This window comes from Silvimonas soli, assembly GCF_030035605.1.
GTDB lineage: Bacteria > Pseudomonadota > Gammaproteobacteria > Burkholderiales > Chitinibacteraceae > Silvimonas > Silvimonas soli.
The window spans coordinates 1,969,343-1,994,075 of record NZ_CP106736.1 but is presented as its reverse complement, the minus strand read 5'-3'; the positions used below and the strand labels follow the sequence as shown (position 1 = coordinate 1,994,075).

At 57.1% G+C, this 24,733-nt stretch carries 26 protein-coding genes and 1 pseudogene; 15 read left to right on the top strand and 12 right to left on the bottom strand.

What is annotated here, in order from left to right; genetic code table 11:
• Positions 1-23: 23 nt before the first annotated feature.
• The 5 genes from N7220_RS09160 to N7220_RS09140 form a co-directional block, all read right to left on the bottom strand.
• The gene (locus N7220_RS09160) at positions 24-800 is read right to left on the bottom strand and encodes a trypsin-like serine peptidase (RefSeq protein WP_283151145.1); all 777 of its coding nucleotides are present in this window, start codon (positions 798-800) and stop codon (positions 24-26) included.
• Between the two features lie 155 nt (positions 801-955).
• The gene (locus N7220_RS09155; protein ID WP_283151144.1) at positions 956-1,906 is read right to left on the bottom strand and encodes a hypothetical protein; all 951 of its coding nucleotides are present in this window, start codon (positions 1,904-1,906) and stop codon (positions 956-958) included.
• Positions 1,907-2,132: 226 nt separating this feature from the next.
• Positions 2,133-3,434: an ATP-binding protein gene (locus N7220_RS09150; protein ID WP_283151143.1), complete on the bottom strand. Its 1,302-nt coding sequence runs from the start codon at positions 3,432-3,434 to the stop codon at positions 2,133-2,135.
• Positions 3,435-3,623: 189 nt separating this feature from the next.
• A complete protein-coding gene (gene rstA, locus N7220_RS09145; protein ID WP_283151142.1) occupies positions 3,624-4,346 on the bottom strand; it encodes a two-component system response regulator RstA in 723 nt (240 codons plus the stop codon).
• Between the two features lie 55 nt (positions 4,347-4,401).
• Complete coding sequence (locus N7220_RS09140) at positions 4,402-5,064, bottom strand: HugZ family pyridoxamine 5'-phosphate oxidase (RefSeq protein WP_283151141.1); 663 nt, start codon at positions 5,062-5,064, stop codon at positions 4,402-4,404.
• 118 nt (positions 5,065-5,182) lie between these two features.
• On the opposite strand from N7220_RS09140, the gene def reads away from it, so the two are divergent.
• On the top strand, positions 5,183-5,719 hold the full coding sequence (gene def / locus N7220_RS09135; RefSeq protein ID WP_283151140.1) for a peptide deformylase: 537 nt from the start codon (positions 5,183-5,185) through the stop codon (positions 5,717-5,719).
• 109 nt (positions 5,720-5,828) lie between these two features.
• On the opposite strand, the gene N7220_RS09130 is transcribed toward def, so the two are convergent.
• The 3 genes from N7220_RS09130 to N7220_RS09120 all read right to left on the bottom strand — a co-directional run bounded on the left by N7220_RS09130 (position 5,829) and on the right by N7220_RS09120 (position 7,853).
• Positions 5,829-6,029 (bottom strand): hypothetical protein, encoded by a 201-nt coding sequence (locus N7220_RS09130; protein WP_283151139.1) that lies wholly within the window; start codon positions 6,027-6,029, stop codon positions 5,829-5,831.
• A gap of 486 nt (positions 6,030-6,515) precedes the next feature.
• Complete coding sequence (locus N7220_RS09125) at positions 6,516-6,725, bottom strand: cold-shock protein (RefSeq protein ID WP_283151138.1); 210 nt, start codon at positions 6,723-6,725, stop codon at positions 6,516-6,518.
• A gap of 276 nt (positions 6,726-7,001) precedes the next feature.
• Positions 7,002-7,853 (bottom strand): S1/P1 nuclease, encoded by an 852-nt coding sequence (locus tag N7220_RS09120; RefSeq protein ID WP_283151137.1) that lies wholly within the window; start codon positions 7,851-7,853, stop codon positions 7,002-7,004.
• A gap of 341 nt (positions 7,854-8,194) precedes the next feature.
• On the opposite strand from N7220_RS09120, the gene N7220_RS09115 reads away from it, so the two are divergent.
• The 7 genes and pseudogenes from N7220_RS09115 (at position 8,195) to N7220_RS09085 (ending at position 13,519) form a co-directional block, all read left to right on the top strand.
• Positions 8,195-9,517 carry an NAD(P)/FAD-dependent oxidoreductase gene (locus tag N7220_RS09115; RefSeq protein ID WP_283151136.1) on the top strand — a complete coding sequence of 441 codons (1,323 nt, stop codon included), beginning with the start codon at positions 8,195-8,197 and terminating at the stop codon, positions 9,515-9,517.
• 341 nt (positions 9,518-9,858) lie between these two features.
• A complete protein-coding gene (gene purE / locus N7220_RS09110) occupies positions 9,859-10,344 on the top strand; it encodes a 5-(carboxyamino)imidazole ribonucleotide mutase (RefSeq protein WP_283151135.1) in 486 nt (161 codons plus the stop codon).
• Complete coding sequence (locus N7220_RS09105; RefSeq protein ID WP_283151134.1) at positions 10,341-10,607, top strand: hypothetical protein; 267 nt, start codon at positions 10,341-10,343, stop codon at positions 10,605-10,607. The genes purE and N7220_RS09105 overlap by 4 nt, the downstream gene beginning before the upstream one ends.
• Before the next feature lie 5 nt (positions 10,608-10,612).
• Positions 10,613-11,752: a 5-(carboxyamino)imidazole ribonucleotide synthase gene (locus tag N7220_RS09100; protein ID WP_283151133.1), complete on the top strand. Its 1,140-nt coding sequence runs from the start codon at positions 10,613-10,615 to the stop codon at positions 11,750-11,752.
• Positions 11,749-12,432, top strand: a complete 684-nt coding sequence (locus N7220_RS09095) for a DNA alkylation repair protein (RefSeq protein ID WP_283151132.1) — start codon at positions 11,749-11,751, stop codon at positions 12,430-12,432. The genes N7220_RS09100 and N7220_RS09095 overlap by 4 nt, the downstream gene beginning before the upstream one ends.
• 52 nt (positions 12,433-12,484) lie before the next feature.
• A pseudogene (locus N7220_RS09090) lies at positions 12,485-12,973 on the top strand (FMN-binding negative transcriptional regulator); the annotation flags it as partial.
• A gap of 114 nt (positions 12,974-13,087) precedes the next feature.
• On the top strand, positions 13,088-13,519 hold the full coding sequence (locus tag N7220_RS09085; RefSeq protein ID WP_283151423.1) for a fosfomycin resistance glutathione transferase: 432 nt from the start codon (positions 13,088-13,090) through the stop codon (positions 13,517-13,519).
• A 518-nt stretch (positions 13,520-14,037) separates the two neighbouring features.
• On the opposite strand, the gene N7220_RS09080 is transcribed toward N7220_RS09085, so the two are convergent.
• Entirely contained in the window at positions 14,038-14,763 is a 726-nt protein-coding gene (locus N7220_RS09080) for a TIGR01621 family pseudouridine synthase (protein ID WP_283151131.1), read from the bottom strand.
• Between the two features lie 57 nt (positions 14,764-14,820).
• On the opposite strand from N7220_RS09080, the gene rlmH reads away from it, so the two are divergent.
• Complete coding sequence (gene rlmH, locus N7220_RS09075) at positions 14,821-15,291, top strand: 23S rRNA (pseudouridine(1915)-N(3))-methyltransferase RlmH (protein ID WP_283151130.1); 471 nt, start codon at positions 14,821-14,823, stop codon at positions 15,289-15,291.
• A gap of 35 nt (positions 15,292-15,326) precedes the next feature.
• Positions 15,327-15,923 carry a Maf family protein gene (locus N7220_RS09070; RefSeq protein ID WP_283151129.1) on the top strand — a complete coding sequence of 199 codons (597 nt, stop codon included), beginning with the start codon at positions 15,327-15,329 and terminating at the stop codon, positions 15,921-15,923.
• A 164-nt stretch (positions 15,924-16,087) separates the two neighbouring features.
• On the opposite strand, the gene trhA is transcribed toward N7220_RS09070, so the two are convergent.
• The gene (gene trhA / locus N7220_RS09065; RefSeq protein WP_283151128.1) at positions 16,088-16,705 is read right to left on the bottom strand and encodes a PAQR family membrane homeostasis protein TrhA; all 618 of its coding nucleotides are present in this window, start codon (positions 16,703-16,705) and stop codon (positions 16,088-16,090) included.
• 273 nt (positions 16,706-16,978) lie between these two features.
• Positions 16,979-17,857 carry a phosphoribosylaminoimidazolesuccinocarboxamide synthase gene (locus tag N7220_RS09060; protein ID WP_283151127.1) on the bottom strand — a complete coding sequence of 293 codons (879 nt, stop codon included), beginning with the start codon at positions 17,855-17,857 and terminating at the stop codon, positions 16,979-16,981.
• 165 nt (positions 17,858-18,022) lie between these two features.
• On the opposite strand from N7220_RS09060, the gene N7220_RS09055 reads away from it, so the two are divergent.
• A complete protein-coding gene (locus tag N7220_RS09055; RefSeq protein WP_283151126.1) occupies positions 18,023-18,652 on the top strand; it encodes a LysE family translocator in 630 nt (209 codons plus the stop codon).
• 462 nt (positions 18,653-19,114) lie between these two features.
• Here N7220_RS09055 and hslU read toward each other — a convergent pair whose 3' ends face one another.
• On the bottom strand, positions 19,115-20,443 hold the full coding sequence (gene hslU / locus N7220_RS09050) for an ATP-dependent protease ATPase subunit HslU (protein WP_390901575.1): 1,329 nt from the start codon (positions 20,441-20,443) through the stop codon (positions 19,115-19,117).
• Between the two features lie 152 nt (positions 20,444-20,595).
• Between hslU and yedA the strand changes: the two genes are divergently transcribed.
• The 4 genes from yedA to cysN all read left to right on the top strand — a co-directional run bounded on the left by yedA (position 20,596) and on the right by cysN (position 24,676).
• Positions 20,596-21,474, top strand: coding sequence for a drug/metabolite exporter YedA (yedA, locus tag N7220_RS09045; protein ID WP_283151125.1), 879 nt, complete (start codon positions 20,596-20,598; stop codon positions 21,472-21,474).
• Between the two features lie 366 nt (positions 21,475-21,840).
• Complete coding sequence (cysD, locus tag N7220_RS09040) at positions 21,841-22,767, top strand: sulfate adenylyltransferase subunit CysD (protein WP_283151124.1); 927 nt, start codon at positions 21,841-21,843, stop codon at positions 22,765-22,767.
• A gap of 75 nt (positions 22,768-22,842) precedes the next feature.
• Positions 22,843-23,136 carry a YciI family protein gene (locus N7220_RS09035; RefSeq protein WP_283151123.1) on the top strand — a complete coding sequence of 98 codons (294 nt, stop codon included), beginning with the start codon at positions 22,843-22,845 and terminating at the stop codon, positions 23,134-23,136.
• Between the two features lie 100 nt (positions 23,137-23,236).
• Positions 23,237-24,676, top strand: coding sequence for a sulfate adenylyltransferase subunit CysN (gene cysN / locus N7220_RS09030; RefSeq protein WP_283151122.1), 1,440 nt, complete (start codon positions 23,237-23,239; stop codon positions 24,674-24,676).
• Positions 24,677-24,733: the final 57 nt, after the last annotated feature.

The following is a 24,733-nucleotide window of genomic DNA, read 5'->3' as shown; positions in this document are numbered from 1 at the left end:
TGTCCGCTCCGGCTGCTGCTGGCTTAACGTTGCGGCAGTACCGGCATTTGCAAGACGGTAACGCCAACGTTGTCGGCGATCTTGCGATTGAACCAGTCTGGCGCCGAACTTTGCACGCCAATCAGCAACGGGCCGTGAGCTGTTTCCACCCAGATGGGCGAGCCGCTGTCGCCAGACAAGGTGTCGCAGCGGTGATAAATCGTGTTGTTGCTACGTAGCTTGGTGATGCTGCAACCACGGTGCGCAGTGAGCGCGTCGTCGTGGTCTTCGGCAAAACCAGCCTGGGTGACCGTGAACTTGCTTTGCTTGAGCAGCGCTTCAAGCTCAGCGCGATTGCCGCTGAAAGCGGGGATAGGCTGCGGTGCGGTGCCATCAACCAGCTCCAGTTTCAGGATGGCCATATCGTAGGGCGCGGCGGCAGGCATGATGTAGACATCATCACCTTTGTATTTCAGCCCGGCTTGAAAGCGGGGATTAAAAATCTGGCTGACCACGCGATAACGGGCGGTGTATTTGCCTTTGTTAAAACCTGCGAGGAACCAGCGACCCGGATCAACGGTGCGGCCTTCCATCAAAAAACAATGCGCAGCGGTAACGGCGGTAGTGGGGGAAATCAGCGTCGCGGTGCATTCGCTTTGTTTTTCGGTCTGCAATACGCCAATCGCATTGAACGGCGCAGCATACGGTGCGGGAATAAACACGCGGTCATCGTGACCAAAAAACAGCGCCTTGCGTTCTTGCTCAGGGTTGGCGTGAGCCAAAGCGGCGGCAAAAGAGAGCAGAACGATTAACCACTTCATGAGAAACCTCGAAAACCAGTCCAACTAAACCAGGGAAATAGCGCTGACCCCACGTCAGGCTTTGTGCCTAGGTGGCAGACGCCTGGCACGCCGGGTAGTTCAAAAACAAAAACGGGGACAGAAGTCCCCGTTTTTGTTGGTATTACCGGAGCCAATTACTTAGCTGCGGATGCCTTCACTGCGGAAGCAGCGGAAGCCTTGTGCTTTTTAGCTTGAGCTTTTTGGGCTGCGGAAGCTGCCGAAGCCTTGTGCTTCTTGGCTTGAGCCTTTTGAGCTACGGAAGCAGCGGATGCCTTGTGCTTCTTGGCTTGTGCTTTTTGAGCTACGGAAGCAGCGGATGCCTTGTGCTTCTTGGCTTGTGCTTTTTGAGCTACGGAAGCAGCGGATGCCTTGTGCTTCTTGGCTTGTGCTTTTTGAGCTGCGGAAGCGGCGGATGCCTTGTGCTTCTTGGCTTGTGCTTTTTGAGCTACGGAAGCAGCGGATGCCTTGTGCTTTTTAGCTTGTGCTTTTTGAGCTGCGGAAGCGGCGGATGCCTTGTGCTTCTTGGCTTGTGCTTTTTGAGCTACGGAAGCGGCGGATGCCTTGTGCTTCTTGGCTTGTGCTTTTTGAGCTACGGAAGCAGCGGATGCCTTGTGCTTCTTGGCTTGTGCTTTTTGAGCTACGGAAGCAGCGGATGCCTTGTGCTTCTTGGCTTGTGCTTTTTGAGCTGCGGAAGCTGCCGAAGCCTTGTGCTTCTTGGCTTGAGCCTTTTGCGCTACGGAAGCAGCAGAAGCCTTCTTGGCTTGTGCTTTTTGTACCGAGGAAGCTGCGGAAGCTTTCTTGGCTTGAGCCTTTTGCGCTACGGAAGCAGCAGAAGCCTTCTTGGCCTGTGCTTTTTGTACCGAGGAAGCTGCGGAAGCTTTCTTGGCTTGAGCCTTTTGTGCTACGGAAGCAGCGGAAGCCTTCTTCGCTTGAGCTTTTTGCTCGGTAGCGCCGGAAGCCTTCTTGTGAGCGTGTTTTTCAACCTTCACCGATTTAACGGTGGAAGCAGGAGCGTCAGCAGCAACGCCAAAAGCAGCGGCGCCGGCAAACATGGTAGCGACGAGAGCAGCAACCAACTTGTTCATGGTGTTTCTCCAACAATATTTTGAGGAATGCGGGACACGTGTGTTTCGTGTTGGAGTGGATTATTGAGAATTGCGAGCGTGCGGTCAGTGCGGGGATGGTTGCGTGTTGTAACTGAATGTACTTCGGCGGTGCATGAATCGTTCTTTTTGTTATTAGCCGCACCAGCGTGGGGCTGGTTTTTCCTTACAATTCAAAGGGCTGATGGGGTGGCATCAGCCCTTTAACTTACAGTTTATCGGCGTCTTTCATGTTCGTTGGCCAGAACAACAAGGCGCGAGCCCCGCCCAACGGTGAGGTTTCTATGCGCAAATTGCCGCCGTGCCCGCGCATGACCATGGCCACAATCGCCAAACCCAGGCCATATCCGCCCGTAGTCCGGTTGCGGCTGCTTTCCAGTCGCTCGAACGGCTGCAACAAACGTTCGCGTTCTGCTTCGGGAATTCCGGGGCCGTTGTCGTCCACCATCAGGCGCGCTACGCCGTCGGACCAGGTCAATACCACCTGGATTTTGCCGCCACCATAGCGGCGGGCGTTGCTGATCAGATTACCCAGCACGCGCGACAGATAATAGCTATCGGCCGACATCAGCGGCGCACGCATACCGGTGGCGTTTTCCAGTGGCACCGGCGTGCCGCCGACGGCCAGTTCAGTCAGCTGGCGCTCCAGCCACGGCAGCATTTCAATGGGCTGGACTTCCAGCTTGAGTTGCGAGCGTTCCAGTTTGCGCAGCGTGAGCCATTCTTCGACCAGCTGATCGATCTGTTCCAGATCGCGCTCCATACCTGCGGCTTGCGAGTCCGTTTCAGCGCCGGCTTTGAGCGCTTCCAGCCGATAACGCATGCGGGCCAGTGGTGTACGCAGATCGTGCGAGATGGCGTCGATCATTTGCTGGCGGCTGGCGGTCAGCTCTTGCACGTCGTGCGCCATGCGGTTGAAGGTGGAGCCCAGTGTCGACAGCGGCGAGTTCTCGGAAAGCTCGGCGCGCACTTGAAAGTCACCGCTGCCCATTTTGCGACTCTGGCGAATCAGCGAGCGCAAATCACGATAGAACGGTCGCAGCCATAACCACGTGGGCAAGCCCAGCGCCGCGCACATCAGCAGCAAACCGAGAATGTCGGGCCAGGAAATATTGTCCAGCCGGTTCAGATACGGCACCGGTCCCAGCACGACAATCAGTTGGGTGTCCGGAATGCGGTGCAGATAGATGTCTTCATCTTCCAGCAAAATGATGTCGCCATCAGCCAGCGCCTTGCGGTTGGGCGGGCTGAGTGTGTAGGCATCCAGCTGCTCAATTTCGACTGGCACCGGCAGCTTGCCGCGCAGCCGGCTGATTTCGCTATGCCAGATTGATTGCGGCAAATCGCCCAGTTCTTCTTCCACAATGCTGATGGTGGTCTGGAAGATATCGGTGAGGTAATGCTGGTTGATGCGCTCGATCATGTGCTTGTACAGGCCGCCGATGATTAACGCCGAGGCCAGAAAACACAGCACAACCGTGAGATAGAAACGCAAAAAAAGCTGGCGCATTGCAAAACCCGCCGGGAAAGAACGCCGGGAACGGCGCAGGGTTAAAGTCAGACGTGTCAGGCGATGGCGACGTGGGCGGGCAGACATGGTCAGTCACGGCGCTCCGGCAGGGATGCCACGCCCGCGCAGGACCGGGTGAGGTCGGATCCTGGCGCCGGGGGCATCCGGTTCACTTCCTGGCAGCAGGCCTTATTCTTGCCACCAGATGTCGGTCGCAAACAAATAGCCTTTATGGCGAATGGTCTTGATCTTGCGTGGCTCGATCGGATCATCTGCCAGTTTCTTGCGCAAACGCGAAATCGCCACGTCCACACTGCGATCAAGCCCGTCGTATTCAATCCCGCGCAAACGCTTGAGCAAATGATCGCGCGAGAGGATTTCCCCAGCGTGGCTGGCCAGCTCCCACAACAAGTCAAAGTCACCGGTCGACAGATGCAGCGGCTCGGTGCGGTAAGTTGCAGTGCGGTTGCGCGAATCAATGATCAGATGACCAAAGTTGGTGGTGGTGCGGTCATCTTTGGCGGCGCTGATGGTCGGGGTGACGGTGCCGGTGGACTGACGCAGATGCGCTTTGATGCGAGCCACCAGTACCGACGGCGGCGTGGTCTTGACCACGTAGTCGGTGGCGCCGATCTCAAACCCCAGAATCTGGTTCATGTCGCTATTGAGCGAGGTCAGAATCACAATCGGGCCGGTATAGAACTCGCGCAGTTCGCGGCAGATGGTCATGCCGTCTTTGCCGGGCAGCATCAGGTCCAGCAAAATCAGTGTGGGCGGATTGGCGCGCACGTTTTCGATCACGTGGTTGCCGTCAGCCAGGTGTTCTACTTCAAATTCAAAGTTCTTCAGGAAACCGCCGATCAAACCGGCCAGTTCCAGATCATCCTCAACGAACAGAATGCGTTGGGTCATCGATTACTCCGAATCCACTAATCAGTTAATACGTTATTAAAATTGGCCACGATGATCAGCCGGCACGCAGTTGGGCGAGTACCGCTTCGCGCAGCGCTGGGATATCGGTCGGGCAGGTTTCGAAGGCATAACGGATGAACCTGCCATTGCGGTGGACATCCATCCCGTCAAAATCTACGCCGATGAGTGATACCTCACTTTGTGGGGCCAGTTCACTCAACAGCGCGTGTTCGTCTTCCAGCGATAAAACCGGTGCGGCTTGCCACTGTTCGCTGTTGCTCCAGCCCATGCGCCCGAATCCGGCAATGTAGCGTAGAACGTCTACCTGCAAGCGCCAGACCGAAAAGTCCCCCAACGCCAGAAATTGCGCTGCCTGTGGCTGATACCGCTGGAGTCGAGCCATAAGCAAGGGCGTGGCGGCAACCGGCCGCGCAATGCCGACCAGCGTGACACGTTCGGCAGCAACGGCGTCGTCGGTGCTGTCATATACCAGCAGACTGGACCGGCCATCGGTCAGGAGGTTCTGGGTATGTTCAGCCAGACGACTGATCACAAACAGTGGACTGGCCGTTTCATCGCAGGCGTAGGGCAGCCAGGACGCATACGGAAACCCGGCCAGCTGGGCTGATTGCGTTGCCAGCGCGCCTTCGCGACTGCGGCGTAATAACTTGCGGGCCGACGGCACCCACTCGGGGACCGCGTTCGCGGCATGGGACATGACAGCCAGCTATTGTTTTGGGAATATGTCGATTGTAGCGGCAGCCGCCGCCGCGCGTCCTTTTTATGGGACCGCAATCTGCACACTTTGTGAGCCCAGCGGGCTGGAGCAACTGAAAATGACCGTACGTACGGTGCTGAAAATGGGAACGCCGAGCCTGCAGGAGCCATCGCTGCCGGTTGCGGCCTTTGATACCCCTGAACTGGATATGTTGATCGAAGACCTGTTCGACACCATGCATGCCTATAACGGCGTGGGCATCGCCGCCCCGCAGATTGGCGTTAACTTGCAGGTGGTGATTTTTGGTTTTGAAGCCAGCCCGCGTTACCCCGACGCCAAGCCGGTGCCGCAAACCATTCTGATTAATCCGGTGATTACGCCGCTGAGCGATGAGGAAGAGTCTGGCTGGGAAGGTTGCTTGTCGGTGCCGGGGTTGCGTGGTGAAGTGCCACGTTATACCCGCATCCGCTATCAAGGGTTTGATCAGCACGGTCACGCCATCGACCGCATTGCCGAAGGCTTCCACGCCCGCGTGGTGCAGCATGAATGTGATCATCTGTGGGGTGTGTTGTACCCGCAGCGTATCCGGGACATGACGCGCTTTGGTTTTCTGGACGTATTGTTTCCGGATCTGACCGATGCGCCGGATGATTGATTGAACGGTGTTGCGACAATGCTCAACGCCGAAAACAAAAAAGCCCTGCAGCTGCAGGGCTTTTTATTGCGCGTCACCACACGGTGCCGGGCGTTTGCCTCAACAATAATTACTCAACGATCAGGGTCAGGTCGCGTACGGACTCAACGCTCTGGTTGCCCGGGCCCCAGCACACTTTGGCCTTGTTACCCTTCTGGAACATCACGATGCCATCAACTGCTTCTGGCTTGCTGACGGTCGCTACGCGGTTCACGCGGGTGTTGCGTTCAAATTGTGCGGACTTGCCGAAGAAAGGGATGCTGATTGCCATGATGTTTCTCTCCAGAGAACTGATTGAATTTTGATGACGTCAGTATAACTGTTTCGTAGTTATACTACGTAGTAATTATTTACGGAATGTACACGCAACAACTACATGGCGGTCGGTGCTCTAGAGTGGCATTGATTGTATTTATATTATTGTTTTTAAATGATTAAATGTAAAATAATGATTTCTTTTACGTCACCCAACAATCATGTTTTTGTCATAATCGTGTAGTTTTAGTTCTTTTTTTGTACGTAGTGCATGAAGAATTGAATGCGTTTTCATACATTAGTACGGTTTTACACTTGCTGGGCGTAACCGACTTGTGGGGGCGGATGATCAAGATCTGCGTGTCACCGCAGATGCTGATCAACGGCTTGAGCAACTTTCGGGGGCCAAGGAGCATAGCTCGGTGCAGGGCTGGGCCGGCAGGGGCAATAAAAAAACCGCAGCAAGCTGCGGTTTTTTTTCAAGCAAATCTAATCGGAAGGATTAGATGGCGCGGATGGCACCAGCTTGCAGACCCTTAGGGCCGTTCTTTACTTCGAACTCAACGCGCTGGTTTTCTTTCAGCGTCTTGAAGCCTTGACCGGTGATTTCGGAGAAGTGCGCGAACAGGTCGTCGCCGCCGTTATCAGGGGTGATGAAGCCGAAGCCCTTGGTGTCGTTAAACCATTTAACAGTACCGGTAGTAGTAGACATGCTACGTTCCTTTGAAACAATTTTTTAAAAATGGGCTGAAAGCCCGGTGGTGCATACGATCAGGAAACGTACCGGAAACTCTGGCAAAACGCCTACAAGGGCAAAGCAGGGTAAACCGTGGTCATGCTGAATCGAGAAGTGCAAGGCCGCACCATACACAGGTTTTTTTTTACTGTCGATAGCTACAAATGATTTTCGACAAGTGGCGCAGGCCCATGATTGGTGCGGGCTGCGTGGCAATTTTGCCTGTTTTGCGTTAGTCGTTTGCCGCCAGCTTTAACGATAGCCGCTCGCAGGCAAGTTGCCTTGACTGTCGGAGTCGCCGCCCCGGTAAACAGCAAAGGCCTGATTCAGAATGCTGGCAATTCTCGCAGCGCTTTTAGCCAACTGGTGCCGCAAAACGGGGGCCATGGCGTCGGCGTAGGCCAGCGGCACATCAATCGTCACGCCAGCGGTGCGCTGCGGACAAGTGAACCCGCCAGGCAACTCGCCATACGCCAGTGCGCGTGCCAGAGCGTTGGATTCATCGGCCCAGTCTTGGGGCGTACCCGCTGCCCATGCGGCCAGTTGCGGCGCGAAATCACTTAACAATTGATCGGCAAAAGCAGCTTCACTGGTGCCACGCAATAGCCGCTTGAGCATGACGCTGTCCCATAAGGCATGCAGATTGGTCGGGCGACCCGCAAAGATCACTTGTTCGTCATTGCCACCACGATCGGCATTATTGGCCGCGTGCAGCGGTTGGCTTATATCGGCGGCCAGGTGAATGACAATGCGCAAAGCGAGTTGTTTCGCCTCGCGCGTGGCTGCGGAATCACTCAAAGTAGCGGACTCGCGGCGCAAGGTATCAGTCGCGCATTGGCCGTTCGGACAGTAGCTACTGTAATCAGCGGTGCTACAAAGAGGGATGTCGTCGTAATGCCACTGGGCGGAGCCCGGGTGACTAAGGGCGAGAGCGGCGCGGTTACGATCCAGCCAGGTTGTGGCATCAGCCAGATTGTCGGTGCCCAGCAGGTCACGTACCGCAGCCCGGCTCTGTGGCGTAAGCAGCTTCCATGCGGCCAGTCCGGTAATGCGGTGGCCCTGGGCTCCCCACGCCAGGGCCGGCTGGTTTACAAGACAAAGCACCAAGCTGGCCAAAGCAAGTAGCCAGGGGAAGGGGCGGTGTTTCTTGCTTGTTCTCATATAAATGTTCGCAAGGGATTGTGCAAACTTGTAATTAGAACGCTGTTGGCTACGTAATTTTTTTGTTTTCAAGCAAGGTATTTGGCAGGCATTCTCCGGTTATTCGTGTGAAATTACGCCAAAAGTTAACCATTGGGCTTGAAATTGCCAAAAGCCGTGGGCCGGGTGTCCAGAAAGTCGCCGCTTGAGCTTGCCGTTGCCCGGCAACTGACTGCGTTGCGTAACCGGCCAGCGCACCGCTTGATACCAGATTCGCTACTTATATTGAAGATTCGGGGAACACCATGAGCATCGCTACAGAACCAGGAAAGCCGCATCGTATTGTCATTGTTGGTGGAGGTGCAGGCGGACTGGAGTTGGCAACCCGGCTTGGCCACAACCTGGGCCGCACGCATAAGGCCAAGGTGACGCTGGTAGATGGATCGCCGACGCATATCTGGAAACCGCTGCTGCATGAGGTCGCAACCGGCGCGCTCAATACCGGCGAGGATGAAGTGAATTACTTCGCGCACGCTCATCGCCACGGTTATGAGTTTGAATTCGGCTTCATGAGCGATCTGGATCGGGAAGAGAAAACCATCCGGCTGGATGCGGTGCGCGATGAGGACGATGGCACGGTGCTGACCGGCCCACGCTTGATCCCCTACGACACGCTGGTTCTGGCGGTGGGCGCCATCTGTAATGACTTTGGTACACCAGGAGTGCAGGAAAACTGCATGCAACTGAATACCCCGACCGAAGCCGACCGCCTGCGCAAACGCATTTTGGGCCAGTCGTTTATTGTTGGTACCGCCAACGACCCACTGCGCGAGCTGCGGATCTCCATTATTGGTGCAGGCCCAACCGGTGTGGAATTGGCGGCGGAGATTCATCACGCGGTGACGGAAGCGCATAACTACGGCTCGCATCTGGCCCCGGCCCAACTGCGCATCAACATCATTGAAGCTGCGCCGCGTATTTTGTCGGGTGCGCCGGAATCGCTGTCTTTATATGCCACGACTGAGCTGGAGCGCCGTCATATTTCGGTGCTCACCAACAGCAAAGTGGCGCAAGTGAACCCCGATAGCGTGTCGCTGGCCGATGGCCGGATCATTCCGTCGGACATCATTGTCTGGGCCGCCGGGGTGAAGGCTGCGCCGTGGTTATCGACGCTGGGCCTGCAAACCAATCGCAACGGGCAGATCGAAGTGACTTCGGTCATGCAAACCGTGACCGACAAACATATCTTTGCCATTGGCGATTGCGCGTTTGCGACCGACGGTGAAGGTGGTCCGCCGCTGAACGCGACGGCGCAAGTGGCTCACCAGCAGGCGCGCTGGCTGGCACAAATGCTGGAGCAATATTTTGAAGGACGCGAAGTGGCGCCGTTCCGCTTCAAGCCGCAGGGCATCATGGTGTCGCTGGGCAAGAGCACGGCGGTGGGCAGCCTGGCAGCGGTGGTCGGGCCCAAGCGCGATTATTACGTGGAAGGGCTGGGCGCCAAGTTGATTTACTCTTCGCTGTACCGCATGCACCAGGCCGCCTTGCACGGCTGGTTTATGGCTACTCTGCTGTATCTGGGTGACAAGCTGCGCCGTATCGCCAACCCGGCGCTCAAGCTGCACTAAGTAGTGGGCGTGTGCCATATCGCGTTGGGCTGTCAGAAGCCACTCGCGTTTGGTACAGGCAAAAAAAACGCCGACCTATCGAGGCGGCGTTATAAACAGAGGATGGAAACGAAACCGCGCGGCGTGGTAACACGTCGCGCAATACGAATCCTCTGCTTGCCTGCACCGACGGTCATTATCGCGATCTAATTATTGACTGTTTAATAAAATTGTGATTTTTGGTTTCTCGCCCCGGCTTGCTGTCTTTTATTGCGTATTTCAGCGCACACTGACCAATGGCAATTGGCAGCATGCCCCCTTTCTTCGGTAAGATTTGGTGTTTTTCCCGTGAGTGATATCGCATGGCGCAAGTTGGCGTAGTCATGGGCAGCAATAGCGACTGGGACGTCATGCGTCAGGCCGCCGAGCAGCTCAAAGCATTTGGCATCGAGTTTGAATGCAAAGTGGTCTCGGCGCACCGTACGCCGGATCTGATGTTTGAATACGCAGAAACCGCCAGGTCGCGCGGGCTGAAATGCATCATTGCCGGTGCTGGTGGCGCCGCCCATTTGCCGGGCATGATTGCAGCAAAGACAACGGTTCCAGTGCTGGGCGTGCCCGTGCCATCCAAGTATTTGCGCGGCGAAGACTCTTTATTGTCTATCGTTCAAATGCCTAAAGGTGTGCCGGTCGCCACCTTTGCCATTGGTGAGGCCGGTGCGGCCAATGCGGGTCTGTTTGCGGTGGCCATTCTGGCTGCTGAAAACCCTGAACTGGCCGAGAAACTGGATCAGTTCCGCATGCGCCAGGAACGTACCGTGCTGGATATGACGCTGCCAGAGGTATGAATCAGGATGAGTTGGCACGCTACCAGGCTGTCGTTTCCGGCGGCTGGTGGCGCTGTGTGCTGTGGCGTGGCGTAGTGTGTTGGGGTGTTCCGACCAGTGCGCTGTTGTATTTAGTGCGTACGCTAAATGGTATTAGCAAAGACCCTATTTCGGGGCTGTTACACACGTTTCCATTGGGTTTGACGGCCGGTTTTGTCTATGGACTGGCCTTATGGGGCTTTGCGCAGTTGCAAATCCTCAAAGCAAAACGAGAAAAGGACTGAAAATAATGGCGATCAAGCCGATTCTTCCACCCGCGATGTTGGGTATTCTGGGTGGTGGCCAGCTTGGCCGCATGTTTACAGTCGCTGCCAAAACCATGGGCTATCAAGTCACCGTGCTTGATCCGGACCCACATTCCCCCGCGGCAGACTTCGCCGACATCCACATCGCCCGTCCGTACACTGATCCGCAAGCGCTGGCGCAACTGGCTCAGACCTGTGCCGCCGTTACCACCGAATTCGAGAACGTCAACGCCGACAGCATGCGTTGGCTGGCGCAGCAAGGCGTGCCGGTCAGCCCATCGGGTGAATCAGTCGCCATTGCGCAAGACCGCATCGCGGAGAAAACCTTTATTCGTGGTGCGGGTCTGGATACCGCGCCATTTCTGGCGGTGAATAACGCGGGTGATCTGGCGGGTGATTTGTCACCTTACCTGCCCGGTATTCTGAAAACAGCGCGTATGGGTTATGACGGCAAAGGCCAGGTCCGCGTCAACAGCGCTGAAGAAGCGCGCCTCGCCATGTCCAACATGAAGCATCAGGCCTGCGTGCTGGAGAAAATGCTGCCGCTGGTGGCAGAGGTTTCGGCCATTGTCACCCGTACCTGTGCCGGCGAAGCAGCCTGCTTCCCGGTGGCGGAAAACCAGCACGTGAATGGCATTCTGGACATCTCGATTGTCCCGGCCCGCATCAGCCAGGCCTTGCTCGACAAGGCGCGAAGCATGGCGCTGCAACTGGTAGAAAAACTCGATTACGTTGGCGTGCTGGCGGTGGAGTTCTTTGTGCTGGAAGGCGATCGCCTGGTGATCAACGAAATGGCGCCGCGCCCGCACAACTCCGGTCACTACACGCTGGACGCCACCGTCACCAGCCAGTTTGAACAACAAGTGCGCGCCATGTGCGGCTTGTATCCTGGCCGCCCGGATTTGCTGCGCCCGGTAGTCATGGTCAACTTGCTGGGCGATAGCTGGGGCGAGAACAACGCCGAGCCGCATTGGGAAGTACTGCTGACCGCACCCAATACCAAGCTGCATTTGTACGGCAAGAAAGAAGCGCGCATTGGCCGCAAGATGGGTCACTTCAACGTGCTGGCCGACACGCCCGACGCCGCACTGGAACAAGCCGTGGCCATCAAGGACACGCTGTGACAGAGACCACCGCAGCATGGCTTGAGCGCTATGTTGCGGTGCTGGCACCGGCAGCTGATCCGCTGCGAGCCCCACAAATGGTCGCGTATATGCGCGGCCATTTTGCATATCTGGGTGTCGCAACGCCGCAGCGGCGCATCCTGACCAAACCGCTAGAGAAAGAAGCGCGCCAAGCGTTGGCCGAGGCGGCTTTGCTTGATCTGGCCGATGCGTTGTGGGCGCAACCCGAGCGCGAATACCAATACGCCGCTTGTGATCTGCTGGCCGCCTGCGCAAAAGCGCTCACGCCCGTCGCCTTGCCGCGTCTGCTGGCGCTGGTGGTGACCAAATCCTGGTGGGATTCGGTAGATACCTTGGCTGGTCGCATTATTGGTGGACTGGTGTTGCGCCATCCAGAGCTCATCCCGCAAATCGATCAACTGGTACTCGCCGAGAACCTGTGGCTGCGCCGTACGGCCATCATTTATCAGTTGCACTGGAAAGCCAGCACCGACGTATCACGGTTGTTTCACGCCTGCCTGGCCAATGCGGCCGATACCGATTTCTTTATCCGCAAAGCCATAGGCTGGGGTCTGCGCGAACACGCGTGGACTGATCCGGATATCATCCGGGCGTTTGTGCAGCAGCATGCGGAGCGGTTATCGCCGTTGTCGATTCGCGAAGCCAGCAAGCACCTCTAGCCGAGAGCCCCTCGCTGGGCGTCACTAGCCGCACCGGGCCTGGCGTGGCACGATGCCGGTTCACCTTTGCCCAGTACCCGCCATGTATATTCCCAGCCATTTTTCGGCCACCGAGACTCAATCCATCCACGACTTTGTGCGGGCGCACGCCTTTGCCACCGTCATCAGTACGGTCGATGGCATGCCTTACGCCAGTCATGTGCCACTGGTCTTGCATACCGGTGCTGACGGTGATCGACTGCAAGGCCACGTGGCACGGATCAATCCACACTGGCAGGCCTGGTCTGACGATGCGCAGGTTCTGGTGATCTTCCACGGCCCACACGGATATATTTCGCCAACCTGGTACGCTACTGGCCCGGCCGTGCCAACGTGGAATTACATAGCGGTGCATGCCGCGGGAACGGTGAGCTTGCTGGATGATCCGGCATCTACACTGGCGGCGCTCATTGGCAGTTACGAAGCCGCGCCGCTGTCTGCCGAGCTGATGCCACCGGCTTATGTCGAAAAGCTGTCCACGCATATCGTGGCGTTCGAGATTCGGGTTGACCGGTGGGAAGGCAAGTTCAAACTCTCGCAGAATCGCCCCCTGGTAGATCAAGCCAAAGTGGCACGTGCGCTGGCTGCACGCGGTGAAGCGGAACTGGCTCATGCCATGCAAACGGCCGACGCACCTGCTGCGGCTACCGGTTTGAATCACCTGACACTGGCCGTGGGTGATGTGAATCGCGCGGTGCGGTTTTATGTGGCTGGCCTGGGCGCGCAATTGCATGCGCAGTGGGATGGCGGCGCGTATCTCACCGTCGGCGCGCAATGGCTGTGTTTGTCACTAGACCCGGCGCGAATTCATTCAGCCAGCCCGGATTACACACATATCGCGTTTGGCGTTGCCGCTGCGCAATTTGCCGAACTGAGCCAGCGCGTGCTGGCCTGTGGCGCTCGGGAGTGGAAGGCGAATCGCAGCGAGGGTGAATCGTTCTACTTTCTGGACCCGGATGGGCATCAACTGGAACTGCATGTGGGCGATCTCGCCAGCCGTCTTGCGGCCTGCCGGAACAAGCCTTATGCCGGGATGATTTTCTCCTGAGGTTCATGCCGTCAAACTGTGCTCTCCCAAAAAAAGGCGGCCCCATGAAGGGGCCGCAAGGTGGGCGCGTACAGCACTGCTACTACCACTACGGTGAAACCGTGAAACTCAATTGATCAGACAGCGGGAATTTGGTGTTTTCTGGAACAGGTAAGCGAGCCATGGCGCAGCATCGCCTGGCGTCAGGCAAGGGATTAGTAAATGCTCACCTGATGGCGTGCACTGACACATGGCTGATGGTATCTGGTGTTGTAACTGACTATGCTTGCGGACGCATGCACGCGTTCGGTGTGGCATGTGGGGTATGCCGCGCAGGAGTGGGCTGCATTTGGCGCAGCCGATAGCGCGGATAAGGCAGAAGGCCGGATCCATTGCATCGTGTTTCATCCTCGTCAATCTCTTGTCTACCCGTCTTTTGCGAGCAGTGAGCCGATGGTAGCGGAGTTACGCACGGCAAAGCACACCGCTGACCTGGCCACTGCAGCCGGTTGGCAGAATTGCTGACTTTAATCTGACGATTATTTATCTGTTTTGGCTGCGGGCCAGGGCAAATTCCACGGTGCCTGCAGATCGGGCTGCGCCAGTAATGGCCACTGCTGTGGCCAATGTTCGCCAGACTGTGGCAATAGCCGAAACGCCCAACTCTGGTTTTGCCAGGTAAAGCGCAGGGCAAAGGCATGCAGATAACCACGATCAGCCGCCTCACCACCGTAACGAATATCGCCCAGAATCGGTGCTGACAAGCTTTTGAGCGCCACCCGCAACTGGTGAGTGCGACCCGTGCGCGGGCGCAGCAGAAAGCCGCGCAAGCCGTTACCCAAGCCGTAGCTGAAAAACTGGGTGACGGCATGGTTGGCGGTATCGCGGGTCAGCAGCCAGTTACCGCCGCGCCCGGACTGCATGCCACCGGCGATGGTGCCCTGCTTTTTGAGCGGCTTGCGTGAAGAGAGTGCCAGATAGAATTTTTCCAGCTGGCGTGAGGCAAACATCTCGCCAAACTCGCGTGCGGCGTTCTCATTGCGGGCGATCAGTAGCAAGCCAGAGGTAATGCGATCCAGCCGGTGTAGTGGAAACAACGGACCATCCTGCTGCTGGCGCAGGATATCCATAACGCCCGGCTCGTCGCCTTCCCGATGAAAACTCATGCCAGGTGGCTTGTAGATCACCAGAAAATCAGCGTGGGTAAACAGGGTGGATAACTGCGCAGGATCGGCGCAGTGCAGAGCATGATCAACATCGGCCATTTCGGTCTGGGCGGCTTGCGGGTAAAGTTCGACCCAACATATATACCTTGAAACGCCATGAAACTCATCATCATTGCCGTCGGGCACAAAATGCCCGGCTGGATCGAAGACGGCTTTGGCGAATACGTCAAACGCATGCCGCGCGAGTTCGCGATCAGTCTGGTTGAACTCAAACCGGATAAACGCTCGGGCGGACGCACGCCACAACAGGTGATGGAAGAAGAGGCCGGGCGCATTCTGGCCGCCATTCCGCAAGGTGCACGCGTGTTTGCGCTGGATGAACGCGGCGCCAACTGGACCACCATGAAGCTGGCCGAGCAAATGAAAGACTGGCACACCGATGGTCGCGATGCGGTGTTTATCATCGGCGGCACCGACGGGCTGGACCCATCTGTTAAAAAGCGCGCCGACCAGTTACTGCAATTGTCTGCCCTGACTTTGCCGCACGGTATGGTGCGGGTGTTGCTGGCCGAACAGCTGTACCGGGCGTATTCCATTTTGCATAACCACCCGTATCACCGCGAATAAGTGGTTCGGGTAAACCCATCAAAGAATCTGATCATATGATTGATATTGACTTGTACCTCGCCTCCGCCAGCCCGCGCCGCAAAGAACTGCTGACGCAAGTAGGCGTGATATTTGAACGCATCGCCGCGCCGGTGGATGAAACGCCGCTGCCAGGCGAAAATCCGCGTGATTACGTATTACGGCTCGCGCATGACAAAGCGGAAAGCGGCTGGGCGGCGATGGTCAAACAAGGGTTACCGGTGCGCCCGGTGCTGGCTGCGGATACGACCGTGGTGCTGGGTGAGTACATCCTGGGCAAGCCGGAAAATGCCACGGATGCCACGCGCATGCTGCGGGACCTATCCGGCTCCAGTCACGAAGTGCTGACCAGTCTTGGCCTGCGCCATGCTGGAGGCGTGGAGGTGGCGTTGTCAGTGAGCGTGGTGCATTTTGCCAAACTGACTGAAGCGCAAATTGCCGCTTATGTAGCCAGCGGCGAACCGATGGATAAAGCCGGGGCGTATGGCATTCAGGGCGGTGGTGGCTTGTTTGTCTCGCGGCTGGAGGGCAGCTTTACCGGCGTAATGGGCTTGCCGCTGCATGAAACTGCGGTGCTGCTGGGCAAATACGGGATGGGGTTGCTGGCGCTGTGAGTGGGGCCGTCGTTGTGTGGGGTGGATGCGCGTAGCCATCCCCGTCCAAATCCACCCCGTGATCTATCACAGAGCATTACGGCGGGTTTCATCCGCCCTACGGACACCAGCCTGGTAAAGCCCGCTTCGCAGGGCCGGTGAAGCCCGCCGTTACCATTAGGTTCTTACTTCACATATCCCAAAATACTCACAAACTGGCACGCGCTGCCCGCCAGCACAAACATGTGCCAGATGCCGTGAAAGTGTTTGACCTTCTCGTCGAACAGAAAGAACACAATCCCCACGGTGTAGATGATGCCGCCCGCTGCCAGCCAGTAAAAACCAACGATAGGTAGCGCCGCCATCAGCGGTTCGAGGGCAAACACCACCATCCAGCCCATGGCCACGTAAATCAGCATGGAGAACAGTCGGGTGCGCTTGCCGATCAGGATTTCCTGCACGATGCCAATCACCGCCAGAGCCCAGTTCACGCCAAATAGCGTCCAGCCCCACGGTCCGCGCAAGGTGACCAGCGCAAACGGCGTGTAGCTCCCGGCTATCAGCAGGTAAATGGCGCAGTGATCCAGCTTCTGGAATACCGCTTTGGCCTTGCCATGCAGGCTGTGATAGAGGGTTGAGATGGTGTACAGCAACACCAGCGTGCTGCCGTAAACAGCGGTGCTGACCACCTTCCAGGCATCGCTATGCATGCTGGAATAAACAATCAGCAACACCAAGCCGATGACCGAAAGAATCGCACCGGCCAAATGGCTGTAACCATTGAATCGTTCGCCGCGATACATAGAAGCCTTTTCTTGAAATCTCGTTTCGCAAGTGCTCTAACTTACCTGCTTGCCTGGTTTCAGGGGTGTTATTTATGCAGAATGGTTAAATCCACTGCAACCATCCGGCCCGACAAACCTGCCGAGCGACATTCTTGACCTAATCGGACAACTAGTTCTCAGAAATAGCTGAATTTATTGCGCTTGGACAACTTTTTTTGTGCGGCGCAATGCAGACAAACAACAAAGGGCCACTGTGGGCCCTTTGTATTTACAACAATGTGACACCGGTGATCAGCCGGTGAGTTTTTCCAGCGCCTCGCGATATTTGGCGGCAGTGCGTTCTGCCACTTCCAGCGGCAGTGCCGGTGCGGGTGGCGTTTTGTTCCAGCCAGTGGTTTCCAGCCAGTCGCGCACAAACTGCTTGTCGTAGCTGGGCGGGTTGCTGCCAGGCTTGTACTGGTCGGCAGGCCAGAAACGGCTGGAATCCGGCGTCAACGCTTCGTCCATCAGCGTCAGAGTGCCATTTTCATCCAGGCCGAACTCAAATTTGGTGTCAGCAATGATGATGCCGCGGGTGGCGGCGAATTCGGATGCCGTCTTGTACAGGCGGATGGCGGTGTCGCGGACTTGCGCCGCCAGATCGGCGCCGATCAGTTGTTCGCACTGTTCAAACGAGATGGGTTCGTCATGGTCACCAATCGCCGCTTTGGTCGACGGGGTGAAAATGGGTTCAGGCAGCTTGTCGGCTTCCTGCAGGCCTGCAGGCAGCTTCACGCCGCTGACTATGCCAGTAGCCTGGTAGTCTTTCCAGCCGCCACCCACGATATAGCCGCGCACCACGGCTTCAACCGGCACCGGCTTCAGGCGCTTGCACACCACGGCGCGGCCTTGAACTTGCGGCAGATCTTCCGCACTGACGACGTCTTCCGGTTGCTCGCCGGTGAAGTGGCTGGGCACCAGACCTTTGAATTTGTCGAACCAGAAATTGGAAATGGCGGTCAGGATCTTGCCCTTTTCCGGGATCGGCTCGGCCAGGATCACATCAAACGCGGACAGGCGATCGGTGGCGATCATCAGCATGCGCTGGTCATCAATCTCGTACAGATCGCGTACTTTGCCGGAGTAGATTTTCTTCAGGCTTTTCAGGTTGGTGGTCGTCAGTCCGGTCATGGGGCATCCCTGCGCTGGCAAAAATGCGAATTATGCCTGTAGTTGATGGCGGCGGGCAGCGTTGATGCACTTTCCGCCTGACCAGAGGGGTATGGCACCAGCAGTTTCGCCGTCAGCCGTGGCGACGTAAGATGAGTCATTCCCATGTATCAAAAAAGACTTTATATGCTGCTCGCACCCGAACAGTTTTTTGGCTTTCTGGCCGCCGCCATGCTCATCACCGTATCCCCCGGCCCGGACAACCTGATGGTGCTGGGCATTGGCATCTCGCGCGGGCGCAAACGCGGCATGGTGTTTGGTCTGGGTTGCGCCTTGGGTTGTCTGAGTCATACCGTGCTGGCGGCTGTGGGAATCAGTGCGCTGATCGCGGCATCGCCCATTGCGTTCACGGCACTCAAGGTGAGTGGAGGCTTGTATCTGGTCTGGCTGGGTATTCAGGCTTTGCGCAGCAGCGGCGGCGCCCGCGTAGCCGATGGCCGGGCAGCGGACGAATCGTTGCGCAAGCTGTTTGCCAAAGGCTTGTTTGCCAATGCCATTAATCCCAAGGTGGTGCTGTTCTTTCTGGCGTTTCTGCCGCAATTCGTAGTGACCGCTCACGGCGCAGTGGGCTGGCAGACCGCGCAGCTCGGACTGGTATTTACCGCGCAGGCGGCGGTGTTGTTTGGATTGTTGGGATATTTTTCTGGTGCGGTAGGGCAGTGGCTGAATCGCCGGCCACGGGCTGGGTTGTGGCTGGATCGTATTGCGGGGACGATTTTTGTGGGGTTAGGGGTGAGGTTGATTGTGGCGAGATGATGAATGTAGGGCGGGTGTAACCCGCCTTGAGATTCTGGTTCTTACTTCGACGTCAAATGCCTGTTTTGTTAGTGCCTTGCGGCACGGGCCTTTAAAAGCGTTTGATACCCCGGGGTGCCGGGGAACACGTTACTTTTCTTTGCTTCGCCAAAGAAAAGTAACCAAAAGAAAGGCGACCCTGCTGCCGCAAGGGGTCCCAGGGCAAAAGCTTACCGGGGGTCTTTGCGCGCATCCTGCGTTCCCTCGGTCGGTCGGAGCCTGAGTCTCCGACTCTCGATCGGCGTGGTTTGCACGAGTGGCATGCCAGTGGGCCACCGAGGATGCCATGATGAACGCCCGTAGCCCGGATGAAACGAAGTGAGAATCCGGGGTGGCAATACTTCAATAAGCTACTCGCGTTTGCGGCTACCCACATCGCACCCCGAATTGCTGCGCGAATCCGGGCTACGAGCAACGTCGGTGTTACAACATATACCGCGACAAATTTTCATCCCCCACCAACGCCCCCAGCTTGGCATCCACCGCTGCCGCATCAATCCTCACCGGCCCGGATTTAGCCTCATACGACAAATCTTCCAGCAGCTTTTCCAGTACTGTCGACAGGCGCCGGGCACCGATATTCTCGGTACGCTCGTTTACTGTCCAGGCGATCTCGGCAATGCGTTGAACCGCGTCATCGGTCAGATCAAGCTGCACGTCTTCGGTAGCCAGCAGTGCTTCGTACTGCTTCACCAGGCAAGCATCGGTCTGGGTCAGGATGCGTACAAAGTCTTCCACCGACAGCGACGAGAGTTCCACCCGAATCGGAAAGCGCCCTTGCAACTCGGGGATCAGGTCCGACGGTTTGGCCAGGTGAAAAGCGCCCGACGCAATAAACAGAATGTGATCGGTCTTGATCATGCCGTACTTGGTGCTAACGGTAGTGCCTTCTACCAGTGGCAGCAGATCGCGCTGCACGCCCTGGCGGCTGACTTCACCGGCAGCGCCCTCGGCGCGGCTGGTTACTTTGTCGATTTCGTCGATAAACACAATGCCGTTCTGTTCTACGGCTTTGAGCGCCTCAGCGCGGGCTTCTTCCTCGTTCACCAGCTTGGCAGCTTCTTCTTCGGTCAAGAGCTTCATGGCTTCGCCGATCTTGACTTTCTGCGTGCGCGTCTTGCCCGCCATCGCGCCTTTGAACATGTCTTGCAGTTGGCTGGTGAAGTCTTCCATGCCCGGTGGGCCCATCACGTCCATAGCTGGCGCGCTAGCCGAGACTTCAATTTCGATTTCTTTCTCGTCCAGTTGGCCTTCGCGCAGCATCTTGCGAAATTTTTGGCGGGTTTCGCGACCGGCCTCATCCAGTTCCGGATTTGGCGCAAACGGGCCTTTGGGCGCGCGCGGCACCAGCACATCCAGTACGCGATCTTCGGCCGCATCTTCAGCGCGGCCACGGTTTTTGGCGATGGCGCGGTCGCGGGCGCCTTTAACGGCGATTTCGGTCAGATCACGAATGATGCTGTCGACGTCTTTGCCGACGTAACCCACTTCAGTGAATTTGGTCGCCTCCACCTTGATAAACGGGGCATCGGCCAGCTTGGCCAGACGGCGGGCGATTTCGGTTTTACCAACACCGGTCGGTCCAATCATCAAAATATTTTTGGGGGTGATTTCGTGGCGCAGCGGTTCGGCCACTTGCTGACGGCGCCAGCGATTGCGCAGGGCGATCGCCACGGCTTTCTTGGCATCTTTCTGGCCAACAATGTGTTTATCCAGCTCATGGACGATTTCGTGCGGCGTCATGGTAGTCATGGTGTATCCGGGTCCTTCAACTTGGTTAGGATCAAGGTTCAGGCTGTAGCGGCCTTTTTCAAGGCCGGCTGTACGCTGCGCTGCCCGGATAAACATGGCAGCATTACCCGTCCTGCGCTGGCCTCTTGCTAGCCGGTTACCGGAACACCCTCGTGCAACACACCCAGCCCGCTCGCCCCGCCATTCTCATTCTGTGTCTCGCCATCGTTTACGTTGTCTGGGGTTCCACCTATCTGGGTATCCGCGTTGGGCTGGAAGGCTTTCCACCGCTATTGCTGGCGGCCATTCGCATGACCACGGCCGGATGTCTGCTGTTGGGCTGGTTCAAATGGCGCAAGGTGGCCTGGCCGAGTGCGCGCCAATGGAAGAACGGCATCATCATCGGCACCATGATGATGAGTATCGGCAATGGCTTTGTTTGCCTTGCCGAGCAAAGCGTGCCGTCCGGGCTCGCCGCCTTGCTGGTCGCCAGCGGCCCGGTGTTTGCCATATTGTTCGGTTGGCTGTTTGGCACGCGCCCGAAGGTCATGGAGTGGCTTGGCGTCGGCTTGGGCATTCTGGGGGTGGGATTACTGAACCTGGACGCCAGCGCCGCAGCCAGCCCCGGTGGGGTGATTCTGGTGGTGATTGCCGCCGCAACCTGGTCGTTCGCCACCATATTGCAGCCCCGGCTGGATATGCCCAAAGGCGGCATGTCGGCGGCTGTGCAGATGCTCGGCGGTGGCATTGTTTTGTTCATCATGAGCCAGATCCATGGCGAGCATCTGCCCGCGCACATTCCGGCGGCCAGTATCGGTGCGCTGCTGTATCTGATTACCTTCGGCTCGATCATGGCCTACAGCGCATTTGTATACGTGATCAACCACTCGCGCCCGGCGCTGGCGACCAGTTACGCCTACGTGAACCCGGTCGTTGCGGTGTTGTTGGGTGCGACGTTTGCCGGGGAGTCGATCAGCCTGCCGTTGCTGGGCGGCATGGCGGTGATATTGGCGGGCGTGGCGCTGATCGTGATCGGACATGCGCGCAAGTAGGGTTTGCAAGCGCAGCTTGCGAAGGCGTTCAATGGTGTTTAGAGCGAGCACCGACACCAAAAGGCGATGCTGTTCACGGTGCGCGTAAACGCACACCCTACATCCGTCATATGAGGTATCCGGTGGCGTTGCGGGCGCGTCTTCCCAGAGCGGTAGTTGCATCCAGGCTACGTGAATTACCCCCCATCGCCATATCCAGCGCGCCCTGCAGCGCCGTTTCCATATCGTTATAACGATTGAATCTTTCTTGATACCTGGCGATCCGGTACATTCGAACGTTTCCGCGTTCGCCTGGCGTAAACACGCCCGCCCAAAGCGATAAACAAAGTCCAAACGCGTATCCACTCTCAGGTAAAGCAAGCAGCAATGACAGGCATTAGCGAAGCGAGGCTGACTCACCTCAAGCAACTGGAAGCCGAGTCGATCCATATCATCCGCGAAGTGGCAGCCGAATTTGAAAACCCGGTGATGCTCTATTCCATCGGTAAAGACTCCGCCGTCATGCTGCACCTGGCAAAAAAGGCGTTTTTTCCTGGCAAGCCGCCGTTCCCGCTGATGCACGTGGACACCACCTGGAAATTCCAGGAAATGTACAAGCTACGTGAAAAACAGCGTGAAGAAGGCTGGAACCTGATCACTTACGTGAACGAAGAAGGCGTCAAAGCCGGCATCAACCCGTTCACGGCAGGCAGTGCCAAACACACGGACGTGATGAAAACCCAGGGCCTCAAGCAGGCGCTGGATAAATACGGTTTTGATGCCGCCTTTGGCGGCGCTCGCCGCGACGAAGAAAAGTCTCGCGCCAAAGAGCGCGTGTACTCGTTCCGCGACAAGAACCATCGTTGGGACCCAAAGAACCAACGCCCGGAGCTGTGGAATATCTATAACTCGCGCATCGACAAAGGTGAGTCGATTCGCGTGTTCCCGCTGTCCAACTGGACTGAACTGGATATCTGGCAATACATCTTTCTGGAAAATATCGAGATTGTGCCGCTGTACTTTGCGGCCGAGCGCCCGGTGGTGGATCTGAACGGCACGCTGGTGATGATCGACGACGATCGCATCTTGCAGTACCTGACGCCGGAACAGAAAGCCAGTATCGAAACCAAGTGGGTGCGTTTCAGAACGCTCGGCTGTTATCCGCTGACCGGCGCGGTGGAATCACACGCACAATCACTGGCCGAGATCATCCAGGAAATGCTGCTGACCAAAACCAGCGAACGCCAGGGCCGGGTGATCGACCACGATTCGTCTGGTTCGATGGAAAAGAAAAAAATGGAAGGTTATTTCTGAGCCTGCGTAGGGTGGATTGGCTACTTTGCGTTGATCCACCTGCCCGCGTAGCCCGGATGACCACTGGAAAACCCAATGCCCAAGTTCGTTGTGCTGGTTGATTACATCCGCCCACTGACAGAAATCGATGCCCTGGTGCCCGCGCACCGGGCGTTTCTGCAAACGCACTACGATGCGGGCGTGTTCTTGTTGTCTGGCCCGCGCTCGCCACGTATTGGCGGGGTGATCCTGGCGCAAGCCCAATCGCGCAACGCGCTGGAAAGTATCCTGGCGCAAGACCCATTTGCTGTGGCCGATGCCGCGCGTTATCAGGTGGTTGAGTTCAATCCCAACCTGAGCGCCGCGTCACTGGCTGCGTTGATTGCATAATTGAATTGTAGGGTGTGCATTTGTGCGCACCGGTCGACCTATCGTAATGACGCGTTCGTGGGCAATGCCCACCAAGCATGCAAACCCTACTGGAACTACCATGTCTCACCAATCTGACCTGATCGCCAGCGACATCCTCGGCTACCTGAAACAGCATGAGAACAAAGACCTGCTGCGTTTTATCACTTGCGGCAACGTGGATGATGGCAAATCCACGCTGATCGGCCGCTTGTTGCATGACTCCAAGCTGATCTTTGAAGACCAACTGGCCGCCATCGCCAAAGACAGCAAAAAGTACAACACCACCGACGAAGAACTCGATCTGGCGCTGCTGGTCGATGGCCTGCAAGCCGAGCGCGAGCAAGGCATTACCATTGATGTGGCATATCGCTACTTCAGCACCGACAAGCGCAAGTTCATCATTGCCGACTGCCCGGGCCACGAGCAATACACCCGTAATATGGCCACTGGCGCGTCCACTTGCGACCTCGCCATTATCCTGATCGATGCCCGTTACGGCGTGCAAACGCAGACTCGTCGTCACAGCTTTATCGTGTCGCTGCTGGGCATCAAACATGTGCTGGTGGCCGTGAACAAGATGGATCTGGTGGATTTCTCTGAAGCGCGCTTCAACGAAATCCGTGCCGAATACCTGCAATTCGCCGATCAACTGGACATCGACGACATCCGCTTCGCCCCGATCTCAGCGCTGCGCGGCGACAACGTTGTAACCCCGAGCGAACGCACCCCGTGGTACGACGGCGGCACGCTGATGAACCTGCTCGAATCGGTCGAAGTCTCCCGCCACGCCAAACTGAATGCCTTCCGCCTGCCGGTGCAATACGTTAACCGCCCGAATCTGGATTTCCGTGGTTTCTGCGGCACCATCGCCGCCGGCCACGTCTGCCCGGGCGACGAAGTGGTGGCGTTGCCTTCCGGCAAATCCAGCAAAGTCAAAGCGATTGTCACTTATGACGGCGACCTGCCCAGTGCCTTCGCCGGCCAGGCCGTGACGCTCACGCTGGAAGACGAAATCGACGTCAGCCGTGGCGACCTGCTGGTCCGCGCGCAAGACATCCAGCCCGCCATCAGCCAGGCCTTCGACGCCCATATCGTCTGGATGAGCGAATCCCCGCTGCAAGCCGGCAAGGAATACCAGTTCAAACTCGGCGGCAAAAGCGTGTTCGGCCGCGTGCGCAGCATCAAGCATCGCATTGACGTGAACACCCTGGCGCACATCTCTGCCGAAAAGCTCGCGCTAAACGAGATTGCCCTGGTTACCGTAGAAACCAATGCGCCGGTGGTGTTTGACAGCTACGCGCTGTGCCGTGGGACTGGCGGCTTTATTGTGATCGATCGCTTGAGCAATGCGACTGCGGGGGCGGGGATGGTGACTGGTGCGGTTGCCACAGACGCTGCTTCTGCCGTTGACGACATTGCCGCGATGAGCGAACTGGAACGGCTGCGTGCGTTTGAGCTGGAAATGAACGCGCTGGTGCGCAAGTATTTTCCGGGATGGGGTGCGAAAGATATTTCGTAGGGTTTGCACGCCCGCGTGCGAACGCGTGCAATGTCACAAAAACAAAACACTCGTTGC

Coding starts and splice junctions, on each gene's coding strand:
- N7220_RS09160 (WP_283151145.1), bottom strand. CDS start 800: ATGAAGTGGTTAATCGTTCTGCTCTCTTTTGCCGCCGCTTTGGCTCAC.
- N7220_RS09155 (WP_283151144.1), bottom strand. CDS start 1,906: ATGAACAAGTTGGTTGCTGCTCTCGTCGCTACCATGTTTGCCGGCGCC.
- N7220_RS09150 (WP_283151143.1), bottom strand. CDS start 3,434: ATGCGCCAGCTTTTTTTGCGTTTCTATCTCACGGTTGTGCTGTGTTTT.
- rstA (WP_283151142.1), bottom strand. CDS start 4,346: ATGACCCAACGCATTCTGTTCGTTGAGGATGATCTGGAACTGGCCGGT.
- N7220_RS09140 (WP_283151141.1), bottom strand. CDS start 5,064: ATGTCCCATGCCGCGAACGCGGTCCCCGAGTGGGTGCCGTCGGCCCGC.
- def (WP_283151140.1), top strand. CDS start 5,183: ATGACCGTACGTACGGTGCTGAAAATGGGAACGCCGAGCCTGCAGGAG.
- N7220_RS09130 (WP_283151139.1), bottom strand. CDS start 6,029: ATGGCAATCAGCATCCCTTTCTTCGGCAAGTCCGCACAATTTGAACGC.
- N7220_RS09125 (WP_283151138.1), bottom strand. CDS start 6,725: ATGTCTACTACTACCGGTACTGTTAAATGGTTTAACGACACCAAGGGC.
- N7220_RS09115 (WP_283151136.1), top strand. CDS start 8,195: ATGAGCATCGCTACAGAACCAGGAAAGCCGCATCGTATTGTCATTGTT.
- purE (WP_283151135.1), top strand. CDS start 9,859: ATGGCGCAAGTTGGCGTAGTCATGGGCAGCAATAGCGACTGGGACGTC.
- N7220_RS09105 (WP_283151134.1), top strand. CDS start 10,341: ATGAATCAGGATGAGTTGGCACGCTACCAGGCTGTCGTTTCCGGCGGC.
- N7220_RS09100 (WP_283151133.1), top strand. CDS start 10,613: ATGGCGATCAAGCCGATTCTTCCACCCGCGATGTTGGGTATTCTGGGT.
- N7220_RS09085 (WP_283151423.1), top strand. CDS start 13,088: ATGCAAACGGCCGACGCACCTGCTGCGGCTACCGGTTTGAATCACCTG.
- N7220_RS09080 (WP_283151131.1), bottom strand. CDS start 14,763: ATGGCCGATGTTGATCATGCTCTGCACTGCGCCGATCCTGCGCAGTTA.
- rlmH (WP_283151130.1), top strand. CDS start 14,821: ATGAAACTCATCATCATTGCCGTCGGGCACAAAATGCCCGGCTGGATC.
- N7220_RS09070 (WP_283151129.1), top strand. CDS start 15,327: ATGATTGATATTGACTTGTACCTCGCCTCCGCCAGCCCGCGCCGCAAA.
- trhA (WP_283151128.1), bottom strand. CDS start 16,705: ATGTATCGCGGCGAACGATTCAATGGTTACAGCCATTTGGCCGGTGCG.
- N7220_RS09060 (WP_283151127.1), bottom strand. CDS start 17,857: ATGACCGGACTGACGACCACCAACCTGAAAAGCCTGAAGAAAATCTAC.
- N7220_RS09055 (WP_283151126.1), top strand. CDS start 18,023: ATGCTGCTCGCACCCGAACAGTTTTTTGGCTTTCTGGCCGCCGCCATG.
- hslU (WP_390901575.1), bottom strand. CDS start 20,443: ATGACTACCATGACGCCGCACGAAATCGTCCATGAGCTGGATAAACAC.
- cysD (WP_283151124.1), top strand. CDS start 21,841: ATGACAGGCATTAGCGAAGCGAGGCTGACTCACCTCAAGCAACTGGAA.
- N7220_RS09035 (WP_283151123.1), top strand. CDS start 22,843: ATGCCCAAGTTCGTTGTGCTGGTTGATTACATCCGCCCACTGACAGAA.
- cysN (WP_283151122.1), top strand. CDS start 23,237: ATGTCTCACCAATCTGACCTGATCGCCAGCGACATCCTCGGCTACCTG.